Below are 13,526 nucleotides of genomic sequence, written 5' to 3'. Positions count from 1 at the left end.
AAGCTTTGACATAATTTGGCTACTACACTGAATCGACGACTTTCGGAGTGTTTTCACCATGTCCGTTAAATGGATCGCAGCATTACTCGCCGTGACCCTGCTCGCCGGTCAGGCCATCGCCGACGACCAGGAACAAAAAAAAGAAGTGGCTCAAGACAAGGCTCAAGTGCTTGAGCAGAAAGCGGCGGAGAAGGGCGACAACGTGCCCGTGCCCAAATCCGAGAAGATTACCCAATCCGAGGTCCAGGCAGTCGACCCGTCCGGCACTGCGCCGTTGGACGAGGCGATTACCTGCCTGGCCCGCTCCATTTACTGGGAAGCCAAAGGCAAGGACAGCGCCGACATGGAAGCGGTCGCCAATGTCGTCATGAACCGCCTCGGTCACGCAGGTTTCCCCGACACGGTGTGTGCGGTGGTCAAGCAAGGCTCCGAAACCAAGAAATGTCAGTTCTCCTGGTGGTGCGACGGGCGCCCGGACACGGCACAGGATGAGACCCAATACGCGATCGCCAAGGAAATCGCGCGCAAGGCCCTCAATAAGCAGTTGCCGGACCACACCGGTGGCGCCATGTATTTCCATGACCGCACGGTAAAACCGGACTGGGCCAAGGAGTACATCAAAACGGCTGAAACCGGGATGTTCCAGTTTTACAAGCCGCATGACGGGTCGGCGAAGTAGGCGCGCAGCGCCCGTGCCGGGCGCTCAAAACTTCGCATAGTTCAACGCATCGACAATCGCCGAACCGCCAATGCCGGTCAGCGACAGCAACAGCGCGCGGATCAGCGGGTCTTCGGAGTAACGCGAGAACGAGCCTTTGTTGAGCGTCGCGACGCGCTCGCGAATGATCTGGAATTTTTCGTAGGGGCCTGGCGCTTTCGGCGTTTGCAGCAGGTAGGCATCGATCCGTTGCAATGCGACCGTGCGCGCTTTTTCCGCTGCCCGTCGTAATGACAGCGCGGAGGCGAGCAGGATCAGCGCCGTGATTAAAAACGAAATGACCACGCTGGGCGGGGTCGGCCAGTTATCGAACACGCTGCTGCGCGCCGCCAACAGGATCAACATGACCACCGTTGGTGCATAGATCAGGCGGCTGACCGCCGAAGTACGGGTGGCGATCAACTGCATGTCCACCCACTCGTCGATGCAAGGGTGTTTGAGCATGCCGAAAATCTTCTGGTGTTCCAGCTGCAACGACTTGGGCCAGATCGCATGATGTTCGCTCAGGTGCCGGATGAAACGCGTCAGCAGCAGATTGGCATCCACGACCCAGAACACCAGCATCTGGAACACCAGGGTGGGGATCAGCCAACTGAGCATCCACACGATTGAATCGCCGCGCACCGGAGAATGCTCCATGGGCCACACCACGAACAGCACGCTGGTGACCACGACGAAAACCCAGGTGGCGAGCAGGGCGCGAAGCAGTCGGGCACCGAACGATCCGCATACGCAGTGTTCACCCCAGAAGCGTGCAATGGAGATCATTTTGCGTCCGTCCTCGCAGGTGGCCTCAGCGGACTGACAGGGTTTTGACCAGTCGTCATTGGCACTCATCAACGGAAAAAAAATCAGCAGCAGGCCGTTCCCCAGTTCGTTGCACCTGCGCCGCAGGTTCCAGCGCTTGCAGTGGCGAAGAAAGCGCAGAACCTGCCCGCATACACCGATCCGGTAGCGGCGCATGTACTGGCGCAAATGGTAGGCGCTTTCGATTTCGGCTCTGTTGACGCGCAGGTTGCGCCAGCCCCAGGCCAGCGCCGAGAGCGATATCAGTACGGCGGCCACGCGCAGCGCCACGGTCGGCCAGGCACTGATGCCTTCAAACAGAAACATCGGTTCACCCAGGCCTTCGCCCGTCAATGTGCTGCGCATTTGATACGCCAGCATCAACGCGAGGATGAACCCCACGAGGGGGACAACGATGTACCACGCCGAGGCGTCGTAAAAGCCGCTGTCGGCGCTGGCCGTCGTGTCTTTGCTGTGGGCCTGTTGCCGGGAACGACGGATCAGGTTCGACGAGATGATGCCCAGCAGGATCAGCACGAACGTGAACCACAGAAACTCGGCATGCCAGAAGCGCGTGGCGATAAATGAACAGGCCACCGCGACCATGTACAACGTCATGGGCACGCCGCGCACCCAGGCCAGCTTGGTATCGGGGTCGATCTTCGGTCCCGAGATCCATCGCCAGGCAATGAACCCGGCCATCAGCAGCAGGGTGAACGTCAGCGGCCCGGCCCAGAAAAACGACTGAATGGCTTTGAACTGCTCGCGCACGGCCTGGGAGGCCTGCGGGTAGGGCGGGGGCGAGGCGTCTTGAAGGCAACGCAACGCCATCAAGTCGTGTGGACGCAAGTCACTGTCCGAGCGCGAAAGCAGTGTCGGGGCTTCGCAACTCAACGGGCGTATGCCGGTCACCGGACTCGCCAAGGGAATGAAACCGCTGATGCCGACCTCGTAGATGCCGGGCGATAGCAGCTCCGATTTCGAATAGTCGAATTTCGCCCGCTTGGCGTCGAAGGACTGTGGCGCCAGCGCCGCGAGGACGGAGACAAACACCGAGCTTTGCAAGCTGTCGCGAAACGGCGGAACGTCTTGTTGCAGGGCTCGCGTCAGCGTCAGCCCGTAAGGCGCTGCCAGTATCAGGTTGCGGGTGGTTTGAGCCTGGCCCCGTTGCAGCATGCGGGCGTCGAGGTCGGTGGAAAAGTACAGCTTGTACGGCATCCGGCTCTTGAGCGCCTGCAACACCAACAGTTTGTCGTAGGCATCGACCCCCAGAATGCCGATGGCGCCGATGCCGCTTTCACCGTTTCGTCGATAAGTCGCGTCTTCGCTGGCGATGTGATCGGCGAGGCGGCGCAAATAATCCAGCTGGGAGTTGCCGTCGGCTTTTTCCAACGGACTCAGATCAATAGCCGTGGCGTCCTTGTTTTTGCCGGCATCGGGGCTGGCTGCCTTGTCAGAGCTGGCGGCTTCCTCCGGGAGGCGTCCGTCCAGGCCACGCAAATAGCTGAAACGCAGAATCCAGCGATCGACAGCAGCCTTCTCCTTGTTCTCGCGCAGGCCGGCATCCGCGGCGACCTGGGTCTTGAAGCTTTCGATCAAGGCACGGCTGTAGAAACTGTCCCACTCGGAAATCAATGCGATGCGGTCGGCGCGCGGCCAACGGGTCCGGGCGCAATCGGAACCCACCCGCCGCAAGCTGCCTTTGTTGCACTTCAAACCGGTTGCCGGATCGACATGACGCAGTTTCAGTTCCTCCAGCATCAATTGCGTCATGGTGCCGTCGTCACTAACGGTGCGCAGCAGTTTCATCGGCTGTTTGTCCGGCGGTTCTTTCGCCGGGAGGTGGAGGCTTTTGGCGAGTGTCTCGTTGTCGGCAGTGGCCAGGGGGGAATAGATCTCGATGTTCGGTGTTGCGTGGGCGTTGGCTTCATCCTGGTACATGCCGCGCAAGACCGTTGAAGTGGCCGGGCCGATGACTTTCAAATTGGCGTCGTCGGGCCGTTGGGGACACGCTTGGGCGGAACACCCCAACTGGAGTTTGGCGCTCAGGGTCTTGTTCAATTTATCCAGCATTTGCAACGGGGTGGTGCCGAGTGCGTCCTGTTTCAGCCAGAACACGATCGTGCGTTTGGGCGGCAGTGGTTTGTCTTGCGGATCGGTCGGTGGATCGAAGGGATTATCGACAAACATTTCGTAGGGAATGTCGGCGAAGTTGGTCTCGCTGGGTGAGTCGGTTGAAAGATCAGCGGAAAGCTTCAGGCACTGGATGTATTGCTCTTGATCCGGCACCCGGTGCGAGTTCTTGAAACCTGCCAGCAACGCGTAACGAATGCGCCGCCGCCTTTCGACTTCATCGGCATAGGGGCCGCCCTCGACCAGCGCCACCATCATGTCTGGAACCGAGGATTCCTCGGGCGGCAGGGCGATCAAGGGGTTGCATAAATGGCCGGCGTCGGGACTCTTGGCGTCGTTGAGTTTTTTGCGATAACGCTCCAGCGCATCAAACGGGTCTTGCCACAATCGCGCTTCGATTGGCAGTTGCGCCTGAAATTGTGCGCCGATGGGACGCGGTTCCATGAACGGTTCGCGGGTCAGGGCGAACGTCGAGACCACCAGACTCAGGATGACCGCACTGCCAGGCAGCCAGAAGGCCAGGTTAGTACCTGAATCCTTAGAGGTATCCATGGCCTTTCCCTCGAATGGCCGACAGTTACACGTTAGGTATAGACCCAATTAGCACGTTGGTTTTTTGACCCGATGTTAGTTCTTCCAGTTGAACCTGAACGTTGTAACGCGGCTAATACACACGGGGGGATAGATATCCGCTGATCGAAGAACTGTTCACCCGAAAGCGCAGAAGCGTAGAGTTCAATCCAATGACTTGAATCCCCTCATGCCACGTTTACGGACACGCCCCGTGCACAACATAGGACTCATCGTTTACCCCGGCTTCCAGGTCTTGGGCCTCGCCATGTGCGCCGCCTTCGAGTTGGCCAACACCGTCGCCGAGGAGCCGGTGTACAGCCTTGCGTTGCTGTCCGAGCACGGTGGGTCGGTGCCGACATCGGCCGGTTTTGACGTGGCAAGCCACGCGTTCGACAAGAGAGCGTTCGATACTCTGCTGGTCATGGGCGACAACCTGATCCGGCCAACATCGCCGGGCATGGTGCAATTCCTGCGCAACGCCCGCCAGACCACCCGGCGCCTGGGGTCAATCTGCACCGGTGCTATCGCGCTGGCCGAAGCCGGTCTGCTGGATGGCAAGCGGGCGACCACGCACTGGTGCCATGCCCCGGCGCTGCAACGGGCGTACCCGAAGGTGAAAGTGGAAGAGGACCGTATCTTCATCAACGATGGCAATATCTGGACCGCTGCCGGCATGAGCGCTTGCGTCGACCTGGCGCTGGCCTTGGTGGAGAAGGACCTGGGCGCCGAAGTCGCGCGCCAGGTGGCCCGGCAACTGGTGGTGTATCACCGGCGCGCGGGCGGCCAGTCGCAGTTTTCCGTGATGCTCGAACTCGAGCCCAAGACCGATCGCATCCAGGCCGCATTGACCTACGCCAAACACCACCTCAAATCGGCGCTGTCGGTGGAAGAACTGGCCAGCGCGGCCCATCTCAGCCCCCGGCAGTTCAGCCGGGTGTTCCATGCCGAAACCGGCCAGACCCCGGCCAAAGCCATCGAAAACCTGCGGGTGGAGGCGGCCCGGCTGATGATCGAAACCGGTCGGCATTCCATCGATGTGGTGGCGACCGACACAGGGTTTGGCGACCGCGAGCGTATGCGTCGCGCCTTTATCCGTGCATTCGGGCAACCACCGCAGGTGATTCAGCGCGCCCATCGAGCTTGATTTTCCCTGTGTCCTAAAAGGTGGCGTATTCGACATTTAAGACAAAATATGATTGCCGTAATTTAGATCTCGTTGAAGCCCATTCCCTCAGTGAGATCACCGCCATGACCATTGTCAAAGCCGCTGCCGTCCAGATCGCCCCCGTTCTCTACAGCCGTGAAGGCACGGTAGAAAAGGTCGTTAACAAGATTCGCGAACTCGGCGAGAAGGGCGTGCAGTTCGCCGTTTTCCCTGAAACCGTCGTACCGTATTACCCGTACTTTTCCTTCGTGCAGAGCCCTTTCAAAATGGGTTCCGAGCACTACAAATTGCTCGACCAGGCCGTTGTCGTGCCGTCGGCAACCACCGATGCCATCGGCAAAGCAGCCAAGGAAGCCAACATGGTGGTGTCCATCGGCGTCAATGAACGCGATGGCAGCACCCTCTACAACACGCAGTTGCTGTTTGATGCCGACGGCACGCTGATTCAGGCGCGTCGCAAGATTTCGCCGACCTATCACGAACGCATGATCTGGGGCATGGGCGATGGTTCTGGCCTGCGCGCCACCGACAGCGCGGTCGGGCGCATCGGTCAATTGGCCTGCTGGGAACATTACAATCCGCTGGCGCGTTACGCCTTGATCGAAGACGGCGAACAGATCCACGCCTCGATGTACCCGGGTTCGTTCGCAGGTCCTTTGTTCACTCGCCAGATGGAAGTCAGCATCCGCATGCACGCGTTGGAGTCAGCGTGCTTTGTGGTCAACTCGACGGCGTGGTTGTACCCGGAACAGCAGGCCCAGATCATGGCCGACACCGGCTGCGAGATCGGGCCGATCTCCGGCGGCTGCTACACCGCGATCATCGACCCTCAGGGTGAAGTCGTCGGCGCACTGACAGAAGGCGAGGGCGAAGTGATTGCCGACATCGATCTGTTCCAGATCGAAATCCGTAAACGCCAGATGGACGGCCGCGGTCACTACAGCCGTCCGGAAATACTGAGCCTGAACATCGACCGTACGCCGCATCGTCATGTTCACGAACGCAACGACCAGCCGAAACCGGGTGTGATCGACACTGCTGAAGAAACCGGGCGTTGAAAACGGCTTGAGACCGAGGCGCTCCCATCGCGAGCAGGCTCGCTCCCACACTTGATCTTTGTCGAACACAAATGCTGTGTACACTGAAGATCCCTTGTGGGAGCGAGCTTGCTCGCGAAAGCGATATACCAGGCACTGCCATGCTGAATGTGCCACCGCTTTCGCGGGCAAGCCCGCTCCCACAGTTGATCTTTGTCGAACACAAATGCTGTGTTCACTGAAAATCCCCTGTGGGAGCGGGCTTGCTCGCGAAAGCGATATACCAGGCACTGCCATGCTGAATGTGCCACCGCTTTCGCGGGCAAGCTCGCTCCCACACTTGATCTTTGTCGAACACAAATGCTGTGTACACTGAAGATCCCTTGTGGGAGCGAGCTTGCTCGCGAAAGCGATATACCAGGCACCGCCATGCTGAATGTACGATCGTCATCGCGAGCAAGCCCGCTCCCACACTTGATCTTTGTTGAACACAAATGCTGTGTTCACTGAAAATCCCCTGTGGGAGCGGGCTTGCTCGCGAAAGCGATATACCCGTCACCGCCATGCTGAATGTACGACCGTCATCGCGAGCAAGCCCGCTCCCACACTTGATCTTTGTCGAACACAGATGCTGTGTTCACTGAAAATCCCCTGTGGGAGCGAGCTTGCTCGCGAAAGCGATATACCCGTCACCGCCATGCTGAATGTACGACCGTCATCGCGAGCAAGCCCGCTCCCACACTTGATCTTTGTCGAACACAAATGCTGTGTTCACTGAAGATCCATTGTGGGAGCGGGCTTGCTCGCGATGGGGCCATCAAAGACGCTGAAAAAAAGGGACTTCCACCGAGCGATGGAAGCCCCTTTTTTTGATTTGCTTTTACAGTTCCTGACCCAAAAAGATCAGTGTATTGCCGTGGGCCTCAGCGGCGGCGCGCTGGTTGTAGCTGTCACGGTGCGAGCAGTTGAAGCCATGTTCGGCTTCCGGATACACAACAATTTCCACGTTGTCGTTGTTCTCGAAACGCTCGGCGATTTTCTCCACGGCTTCCAGTGAAATGTGGCTGTCCTGTTCGCCGAAGTGCATCAGCAACGGCACCTCGATGTCGTCGGCGCGGTCCAGATGGTTCTGGATGCCACCGCCGTAATAGGCGACGGCCACTTCCACCAGGCCGTTGGCGGCGGTGAGGTACGACAGCAAGCCGCCAAAGCAATAACCGATGGAGGCAATGCCGCCGTCCAGCCCTGGCTGCGCATCGAGTGCGTCGATGGCCAGTTTGATGTCGGCCTGGGCCTTGTCGATGTCAGTGGCGTTCATCAACTCGACGGCGCGTTTCCAGCCGGCTTCGTCGTAGCCCAGTTCGATGCGGTGGCCGTTGCGCCAGAACAGGTCCGGTGCGATGACCAGGTAGCCGTCGGCGGCGTACTGCTCGGCGACCGAGCGGATGTGTTCATTCACGCCGAAGATCTCCTGGATCAGCACAATCCCAGGACCTTTGCGAGTATGCGGGATGGCCAGGTAAGCGCCGAATGTGCCTTCGTCGCTGTCGATCTCGATCCATTGGGTGGTCACGCTCATGGTGGCTCCTGTTTTCGCAAGTGAGGTGGAGTGAAGCTTAGTGCGGCTGTGTGGCCTTGAAGCTTGGCAGAGACTGCATGCGTTTCCACCATCCGTCGAACCCTTCCACCGCGAACACCTGCGGCGCATCCGGCGTCATCGCGATGTAGGCGCAGCCCGGCGCGAGGTAAAAGTCGCCGATGCTGGGTTCAAGACCTGCAATACACGGATCGGTGCCTTTTAATTTCATCAGTTCGCGCAGCACCCGTTTTGAATTTTCGATGCCTTTGCGGCGCGCTTCTTCATTCTGCCCGCCAATAAAGTCAGGAAAAAGATGATAGCCGAACACCTGCACCAGGTTGCCATAGCCATAGGTATCGTAAATGCCCTGGGCCATGTGCGTGCGGGCGCGGTCGTGGGCGTTATCGGGTGTGATGGACGGACCGGGCAGGACTTCGTCCAGATAGGCGACGATCGCGCCGGTTTCGATCACCCGGAATCCGTCATGATCGATAACCGGCACCTTGCCGAAAGGGTGACGCACCAAATGCTCGGGCAGGTGGGGCTCGCCCTTGATCACGTTGACTTGCACCTGTTCGTAGTCCGCGTCTTTTTCTGACAGCAGCATTTTCACGGTGCGCACATACGTACTGCCGTCAAAACCGTAGAGAGTAAGGCTCATGGCGATTGCTCCGTTGTTTCAGGGAGTGGAGGACGCGCCCGAGCCTCTGGTCGGTCAAGGGTGAGTGCGACGCCAGATGAATCGGGCCAACAGTGCATCCAGGCTGAGCTTGCCGGCACCCGAGAGCAACAGCGGCATAAGGGCTGCGAGGTAGATCAGCGGCAGCTTGAAGTTGCCGTGCCCCTTGTTGCTGATGGCATAACCCTGAGCAAGCTCACTCAATGTAGACCAATCGGCTGGCCAGTGAACGGCAGCGGTCGCGACGACCGTAACGATGATCAGGATGATTGCCGAAACACGTGTCCCCAGGCCGACGAGTATGGCCAGGGCGCAAATCAGCTCGGCCCACATCGACAGTTCCCAGTTCAAGGTGGCCGGCACGTGGTTGAACGGAAACGGGAAGGCGTCCTGGATGTCGGCGAACCAGTTTTCGCCGTTCCATTTTTCCAGGCCCGACTCGAAAAACTCCCAGGCAATGAACAGCCGTAGCGTCAATGGCGCGAGCCAGTTACCGGCCCGGTCGAGGTTCAGGTGCAGGCCTTTCACGGCCGATGAAATGGCAGAAGTCATGGGCGGGGTCTCCGTTCTGTCAGGGAAGCGGGGCAACGCGTTGCCCCATGCAATGGGTTATTCGCCAGCGCCGCACTTGCCTTCGCCACATTTGCCTTCGGCGGGTTTTTCCGCGGTATCGGCCTGGACCTGGCTGTAGCCGTGGGCCAGTTGTTTCATGCTGAACGCCTCGGATTCGGAGGCCGACGCCACGTTGGACAGGGCCAGGCCGCCTGCGATGATGAGGCCGAGGGTCAGGGAAGAAGTCGAGAGCTTGAACATGGTGATACTCCGTAGCATTGAGTGAGTTGAGCGCTTTGATCGGCGAGGCCAATCGACAGGCACAGTTCATCAAGTGGGTGTATCTGCGATGTGTCGCGGGGGCGGGGTTTTATGGATGGGGTGTGTCGCAGGCGGCTCTGTACACACTCCGATACATAGCCAACACCAATCTCCTGTGGGAGCGAGCTTGCCCGCGATAGCGGAATGACAGTCAACATTGATTTGACTGATCTGGCCTCATCGCGAGCAAGCTCGCTCCCACAGGGGCGCGGTGTTTTTTGAGATTGTGTTTGGGCAATCTGTGATTCTGCGCCGACCCACGGCGTCTAGCCTCCATGTCCCCGCAATCCCTCGGGGCGAGACTTCGGAACCCGGCATGCAAGCGCTGTTGAACGAGATTCTTGACGCCGTCCGGCCGCTGATCGGTCAGGGCAAGGTGGCTGACTACATTCCTGCCCTCGGCACGGTCCCGGCCAATCAGTTGGGCATTGCCGTGTATGGCAACGATGGCGAGCTGTATTGCGCGGGCGATGCCGAGACGCCGTTCTCGGTGCAAAGTATTTCCAAGGTGTTCAGCCTGGTGCAGGCCATCGATCACTCGGGTGAAGCGATCTGGGAACGCCTCGGCCACGAGCCGTCCGGCCAGCCGTTCAACTCGCTGGTGCAGCTGGAATTCGAACGCGGTCGCCCACGCAATCCCTTCATCAATGCCGGTGCCCTGGTGATCTGCGACATCAACCAGTCACGCTTTGCCGCGCCGGCCTTGTCGATGCGCGATTTTGTCCGTCGGCTGTCCGGCAATCCGCAGGTGATGGTGGACGGCAAGGTCGCCGAATCCGAATACCAGCACCGCGCGCGTAACGCGGCGATGGCTTACCTGATGCAGTCGTTCGGTAACTTTCACAACGACGTCGAGGCGGTGCTGCGCAGCTATTTCAGTCACTGCGCGTTGCGCATGAATTGCGTCGACCTGGCCCGGGCGTTCTGCTTCCTGGCCAACGACGGGTTCTGCAAACACAGCGGCGAACAGATTCTCAGCGCCCGCCAGACTCAGCAGGTCAATTCGATCATGGCCACCAGCGGTTTGTATGACGAGGCCGGTAACTTTGCCTATCGCGTCGGTTTGCCGGGCAAGAGCGGCGTGGGCGGGGGAATTGTCGCGGTGGTGCCGGGTCAGTTCACGGTGTGCGTCTGGTCACCGGAATTGAACGCCGCCGGCAACTCGCTGGCCGGGATGGCGGCGCTGGAGTTGTTGAGCCAGCGCATTGGCTGGTCGGTGTTCTAAGGCAATCGGGGCGGCGGGGCTAATGACGCTCCGTGGATTTTCCTATACATTTTCCAGCCGCCCCCTGCATGGTGAAACCGCTTCATGTCTCTTGCGCTCGAACGTCTAGTCGCTGGCACGCCAATCCCTTTTGCCGGTAATCGTGTCACGGTCGTCAGCCCCGAACTGGCTGCGCGCTTTCAGCCCGGGGACCATTTGCTGGTGGAGCAGGTCAGCGGCGAGTTGCTGCTGATCCCGGTGGTGGACCAGCAAGCGGCAGCCGTCGCGATCGAGCGCGCCGAAGCTGCGTTCACCGCGATGTCGAGCGTCCCGGATCAGGCAATCAGCACCTTCTTCGATCTCTTTGCACAACGTCTGGAGAACCCGGACTGCTGGGCCTTGATCGAGGCCGCCAACCTGGCCGACATCGAACGCGCCAAATCCCGTGGTCGTTCCACCACACGGCTGCTGGCGGATGAGCGCATGCGCCGCGACATGATCGCCGGCCTGCGAGCCTGGCGCGATGCGCCGGCCACTCGCGGCAAGGTCATCAGTTGCGTCGAGCACGACGGCTGGAAAGTCGAGCAAGTGGTGTCGCCACTGGGCATCGTCGCGTTCGTGTTCGAAGGACGGCCGAATGTTTTCGCCGACGCGGCTGGCGTGTTGCGCACCGGTAATACCGCGGTGTTGCGCATTGGCAGCGATGCGTTGGGCACCGCCCAGGCGATTGTCACTCATGCACTGAACCCGGCACTCAGCGAGGCCGGGTTGCCGGTCGGCGCGGTGTCGCTGGTCGAAAGCGTCAATCATGCGGCGGGCTGGGCGATGTTTGCCGACCGCCGCTTGTCACTGGCGGTGGCCCGTGGTTCGGGGCGCGCAGTCAGCCAACTGGGCAGCATCGCCCAACAGGCCGGCACCGCCGTCAGCCTGCACGGCACCGGTGGCGCCTGGCTGATTGCCGATAAAGACGCCGACGCCGAGCGCTTCGCCGCCGTGGTGCGCAATTCCCTGGACCGCAAGGTCTGCAACACCCTGAACGTCTGCCTGATCCAGCGTGACCGCGCTTCGGAGTTGGTGCCGTTGTTCCTCGACGCGCTGCAACAGGCCGGCACCGCTCGGGGCCAAGGCTGCAAGTTGCACATCGTCGAGGGCAGCGAACAGTACTTGCCGGCTGAATGGCAAACCGCGAGCGTCCAGGTGTACCGCGCCGAAGGCTATCAGACCGAAGCTTTGGCCGAGCCGTTGCCAGAGGATCAGTTGGGCCGCGAGTGGGAATGGGAAGAAACCCCGGAAGTCAGCCTGAACATCGTCGACGACCTGGACCGCGCCATCGCCTTGTTCAATCGCTACAGCCCGCAGTTCACCGTGTCGCTGATCAGTGAGGATGCGGCGGCGCATGAGCGTTTCTACAATGCGGTCAACGCGCCATTTGTCGGCAATGGCATCACCCGTTGGGTCGACGGCCAATACGCGCTGAACAAGCCGGAGCTGGGCCTTTCGAACTGGGAGAGCGGCCGTTTGTTCGCCCGTAGCGCCATTCTGTCGGGCGACGGGGTGTTCACCGTTCGCAGTCGCATGACCCAGACGGACCTGACGGTGAAACGCTGATCACTTTCCGACCGCAGGCGCCAGGCGCACTATAATTAAGGTGTGTTTGCGTCTGCGTTTCGAGAGAGGTTCGCCATGAAACTTAATTCATTTCAGCATTACTCTCATGATCTGGAAGCGGTCGTGCACGACACGTGGATCACCGGCCGGGTGAAGTCGGCCCTGGCATTGGCCGAACCCAGCCTTGCCATGCAGGTCCATGTCAAAACCCATGCGGGAACGGTGGCGTTGAGCGGTCGTGTCATCACCCATAAACAATGTGAGCAGGCCGTTGCGCTGGCCCGTTCGGTGCCGGGTGTCGTCGAGGTCGATGCCAGGGAATTGCTCACTCACGTGTTCACACCAGGCAGCGTTCCAACGGCACCCAACGCCGAGGAAACCTCTGAGCGTCGGTCGTCATCGTCCTCCAGACCGGACGACAAGTGACCATCACGATCGTCTAAAAGGCAGCGCTTCCGTAAACCGGGAGCGCTGCGTCGATCGTCTTTTCGCCACGTTCTGAAACCCATCAAGCCGCTTCAACGGTCTTGCCATAAACGGCGCAGGTCGTTGGGTGTTCGGCCAGCGACACAAAGGTGCGGCTACTGGCTTCCAGCGCATCGATTGAACCGGTTTCGATGTCATAGACCCAGCCATGCAGGTTCAACTGACCTTTTTCCTGGGCCAGGCGCACGCTTGGGTGGGTCTGGATGTTGGCCAGTTGAGCGATGACGTTTTCGCGCACCATCGAACTCACCTTCGCCGCGTCATCGGCGTGAGGGCGCGATTCGTTGATAACCTTGGCCGACTCGGCGTGTTGCAACCATCCGCTGACGGCAGGCAAGTGATCCATGCATTTACACTTGGCGATGGCGGTCATCGCGCCGCAATCGGAATGGCCGCAAATCACGATGTCAGTCACGCCCAGTACCGCGACGGCATATTCTACCGTGGCCGACACGCCACCCGGATGCGGGCTGTAGGAGGGCACGATGTTGCCGGCGTTGCGGATCACAAACAGCTCGCCGGGTTCTTGCTGGGTCAGCAGTTCCGGCACCACGCGACTGTCAGAACACGTGATGAACAATGTGCCGGGATGTTGGGTGGTGGCCAGGTGTTTGAACAGGTCGGTGCGTTGCGGAAAAGCTTCGTTCTGGAACTTCAAAAAACCTTCGATGAGCGCTTTCATGGT

The 13,526-nt window shown here is 59.8% G+C and carries 12 protein-coding genes; 6 read left to right on the top strand and 6 right to left on the bottom strand.

The features are described 5' to 3' along the window. The first annotated feature begins 58 nt into the window (after positions 1–58). Entirely contained in the window at positions 59–679 is a 621-nt protein-coding gene (locus ACM6I0_RS13360; protein WP_285436276.1) for a cell wall hydrolase, read from the top strand. A gap of 24 nt (positions 680–703) precedes the next feature. Here the strand turns inward: ACM6I0_RS13360 and ACM6I0_RS13355 are convergent, their stop codons facing one another. Beyond that, positions 704–4,189 (bottom strand): hypothetical protein, encoded by a 3,486-nt coding sequence (locus ACM6I0_RS13355; RefSeq protein ID WP_285436274.1) that lies wholly within the window; start codon positions 4,187–4,189, stop codon positions 704–706. A gap of 232 nt (positions 4,190–4,421) precedes the next feature. Between ACM6I0_RS13355 and ACM6I0_RS13350 the strand changes: the two genes are divergently transcribed. Continuing rightward, complete coding sequence (locus ACM6I0_RS13350) at positions 4,422–5,354, top strand: GlxA family transcriptional regulator (RefSeq protein WP_285436272.1); 933 nt, start codon at positions 4,422–4,424, stop codon at positions 5,352–5,354. 104 nt (positions 5,355–5,458) lie between these two features. Further along, positions 5,459–6,433, top strand: a complete 975-nt coding sequence (locus ACM6I0_RS13345) for a nitrilase-related carbon-nitrogen hydrolase (protein WP_259154363.1) — start codon at positions 5,459–5,461, stop codon at positions 6,431–6,433. 859 nt (positions 6,434–7,292) lie between these two features. Here the strand turns inward: ACM6I0_RS13345 and ACM6I0_RS13340 are convergent. From ACM6I0_RS13340 to ACM6I0_RS13325, 4 genes are read right to left on the bottom strand one after another with little or no spacing between them, the layout of a single operon-like run. Beyond that, the gene (locus ACM6I0_RS13340; RefSeq protein WP_414922497.1) at positions 7,293–7,991 is read right to left on the bottom strand and encodes a dienelactone hydrolase family protein; all 699 of its coding nucleotides are present in this window, start codon (positions 7,989–7,991) and stop codon (positions 7,293–7,295) included. Positions 7,992–8,028: 37 nt separating this feature from the next. Continuing rightward, entirely contained in the window at positions 8,029–8,652 is a 624-nt protein-coding gene (locus ACM6I0_RS13335) for a glutathione S-transferase family protein (protein WP_414922496.1), read from the bottom strand. Positions 8,653–8,706: 54 nt separating this feature from the next. Further along, positions 8,707–9,222 carry a DoxX family protein gene (locus ACM6I0_RS13330; RefSeq protein ID WP_285436266.1) on the bottom strand — a complete coding sequence of 172 codons (516 nt, stop codon included), beginning with the start codon at positions 9,220–9,222 and terminating at the stop codon, positions 8,707–8,709. 57 nt (positions 9,223–9,279) lie between these two features. Further along, complete coding sequence (locus tag ACM6I0_RS13325) at positions 9,280–9,483, bottom strand: hypothetical protein (RefSeq protein WP_059405530.1); 204 nt, start codon at positions 9,481–9,483, stop codon at positions 9,280–9,282. 376 nt (positions 9,484–9,859) lie between these two features. Between ACM6I0_RS13325 and glsB the strand changes: the two genes are divergently transcribed. The 3 genes from glsB to ACM6I0_RS13310 all read left to right on the top strand — a co-directional run bounded on the left by glsB (position 9,860) and on the right by ACM6I0_RS13310 (position 12,781). After that, entirely contained in the window at positions 9,860–10,768 is a 909-nt protein-coding gene (gene glsB, locus ACM6I0_RS13320) for a glutaminase B (protein ID WP_285436263.1), read from the top strand. An 84-nt stretch (positions 10,769–10,852) separates the two neighbouring features. Beyond that, positions 10,853–12,355: an aldehyde dehydrogenase family protein gene (locus ACM6I0_RS13315; protein ID WP_414922495.1), complete on the top strand. Its 1,503-nt coding sequence runs from the start codon at positions 10,853–10,855 to the stop codon at positions 12,353–12,355. Positions 12,356–12,430: 75 nt separating this feature from the next. Then, the gene (locus ACM6I0_RS13310) at positions 12,431–12,781 is read left to right on the top strand and encodes a BON domain-containing protein (protein ID WP_285436261.1); all 351 of its coding nucleotides are present in this window, start codon (positions 12,431–12,433) and stop codon (positions 12,779–12,781) included. An 82-nt stretch (positions 12,782–12,863) separates the two neighbouring features. On the opposite strand, the gene ACM6I0_RS13305 is transcribed toward ACM6I0_RS13310, so the two are convergent. Next, positions 12,864–13,523, bottom strand: coding sequence for a carbonic anhydrase (locus tag ACM6I0_RS13305; RefSeq protein ID WP_222586105.1), 660 nt, complete (start codon positions 13,521–13,523; stop codon positions 12,864–12,866). Positions 13,524–13,526: the final 3 nt, after the last annotated feature.

Source organism: Pseudomonas sp. IT-P294 (assembly GCF_949767865.1).
Lineage (GTDB): Bacteria > Pseudomonadota > Gammaproteobacteria > Pseudomonadales > Pseudomonadaceae > Aquipseudomonas.
The sequence above is the reverse complement of the archived record's forward strand: the minus strand, read 5'-3'. Positions and strand labels throughout refer to the sequence as shown.

What these genes read in the sequence shown, in the direction of transcription:
- ACM6I0_RS13355 (WP_285436274.1), bottom strand. Translation starts at nt 4,189, where the DNA reads ATGGATACCTCTAAGGATTCAGGTACTAACCTGGCCTTCTGGCTGCCT.
- ACM6I0_RS13335 (WP_414922496.1), bottom strand. Translation starts at nt 8,652, where the DNA reads ATGAGCCTTACTCTCTACGGTTTTGACGGCAGTACGTATGTGCGCACC.
- ACM6I0_RS13315 (WP_414922495.1), top strand. Translation starts at nt 10,853, where the DNA reads ATGTCTCTTGCGCTCGAACGTCTAGTCGCTGGCACGCCAATCCCTTTT.
- ACM6I0_RS13325 (WP_059405530.1), bottom strand. Translation starts at nt 9,483, where the DNA reads ATGTTCAAGCTCTCGACTTCTTCCCTGACCCTCGGCCTCATCATCGCA.
- glsB (WP_285436263.1), top strand. Translation starts at nt 9,860, where the DNA reads ATGCAAGCGCTGTTGAACGAGATTCTTGACGCCGTCCGGCCGCTGATC.
- ACM6I0_RS13360 (WP_285436276.1), top strand. Translation starts at nt 59, where the DNA reads ATGTCCGTTAAATGGATCGCAGCATTACTCGCCGTGACCCTGCTCGCC.
- ACM6I0_RS13340 (WP_414922497.1), bottom strand. Translation starts at nt 7,991, where the DNA reads ATGAGCGTGACCACCCAATGGATCGAGATCGACAGCGACGAAGGCACA.
- ACM6I0_RS13310 (WP_285436261.1), top strand. Translation starts at nt 12,431, where the DNA reads ATGAAACTTAATTCATTTCAGCATTACTCTCATGATCTGGAAGCGGTC.
- ACM6I0_RS13345 (WP_259154363.1), top strand. Translation starts at nt 5,459, where the DNA reads ATGACCATTGTCAAAGCCGCTGCCGTCCAGATCGCCCCCGTTCTCTAC.
- ACM6I0_RS13330 (WP_285436266.1), bottom strand. Translation starts at nt 9,222, where the DNA reads ATGACTTCTGCCATTTCATCGGCCGTGAAAGGCCTGCACCTGAACCTC.
- ACM6I0_RS13305 (WP_222586105.1), bottom strand. Translation starts at nt 13,523, where the DNA reads ATGAAAGCGCTCATCGAAGGTTTTTTGAAGTTCCAGAACGAAGCTTTT.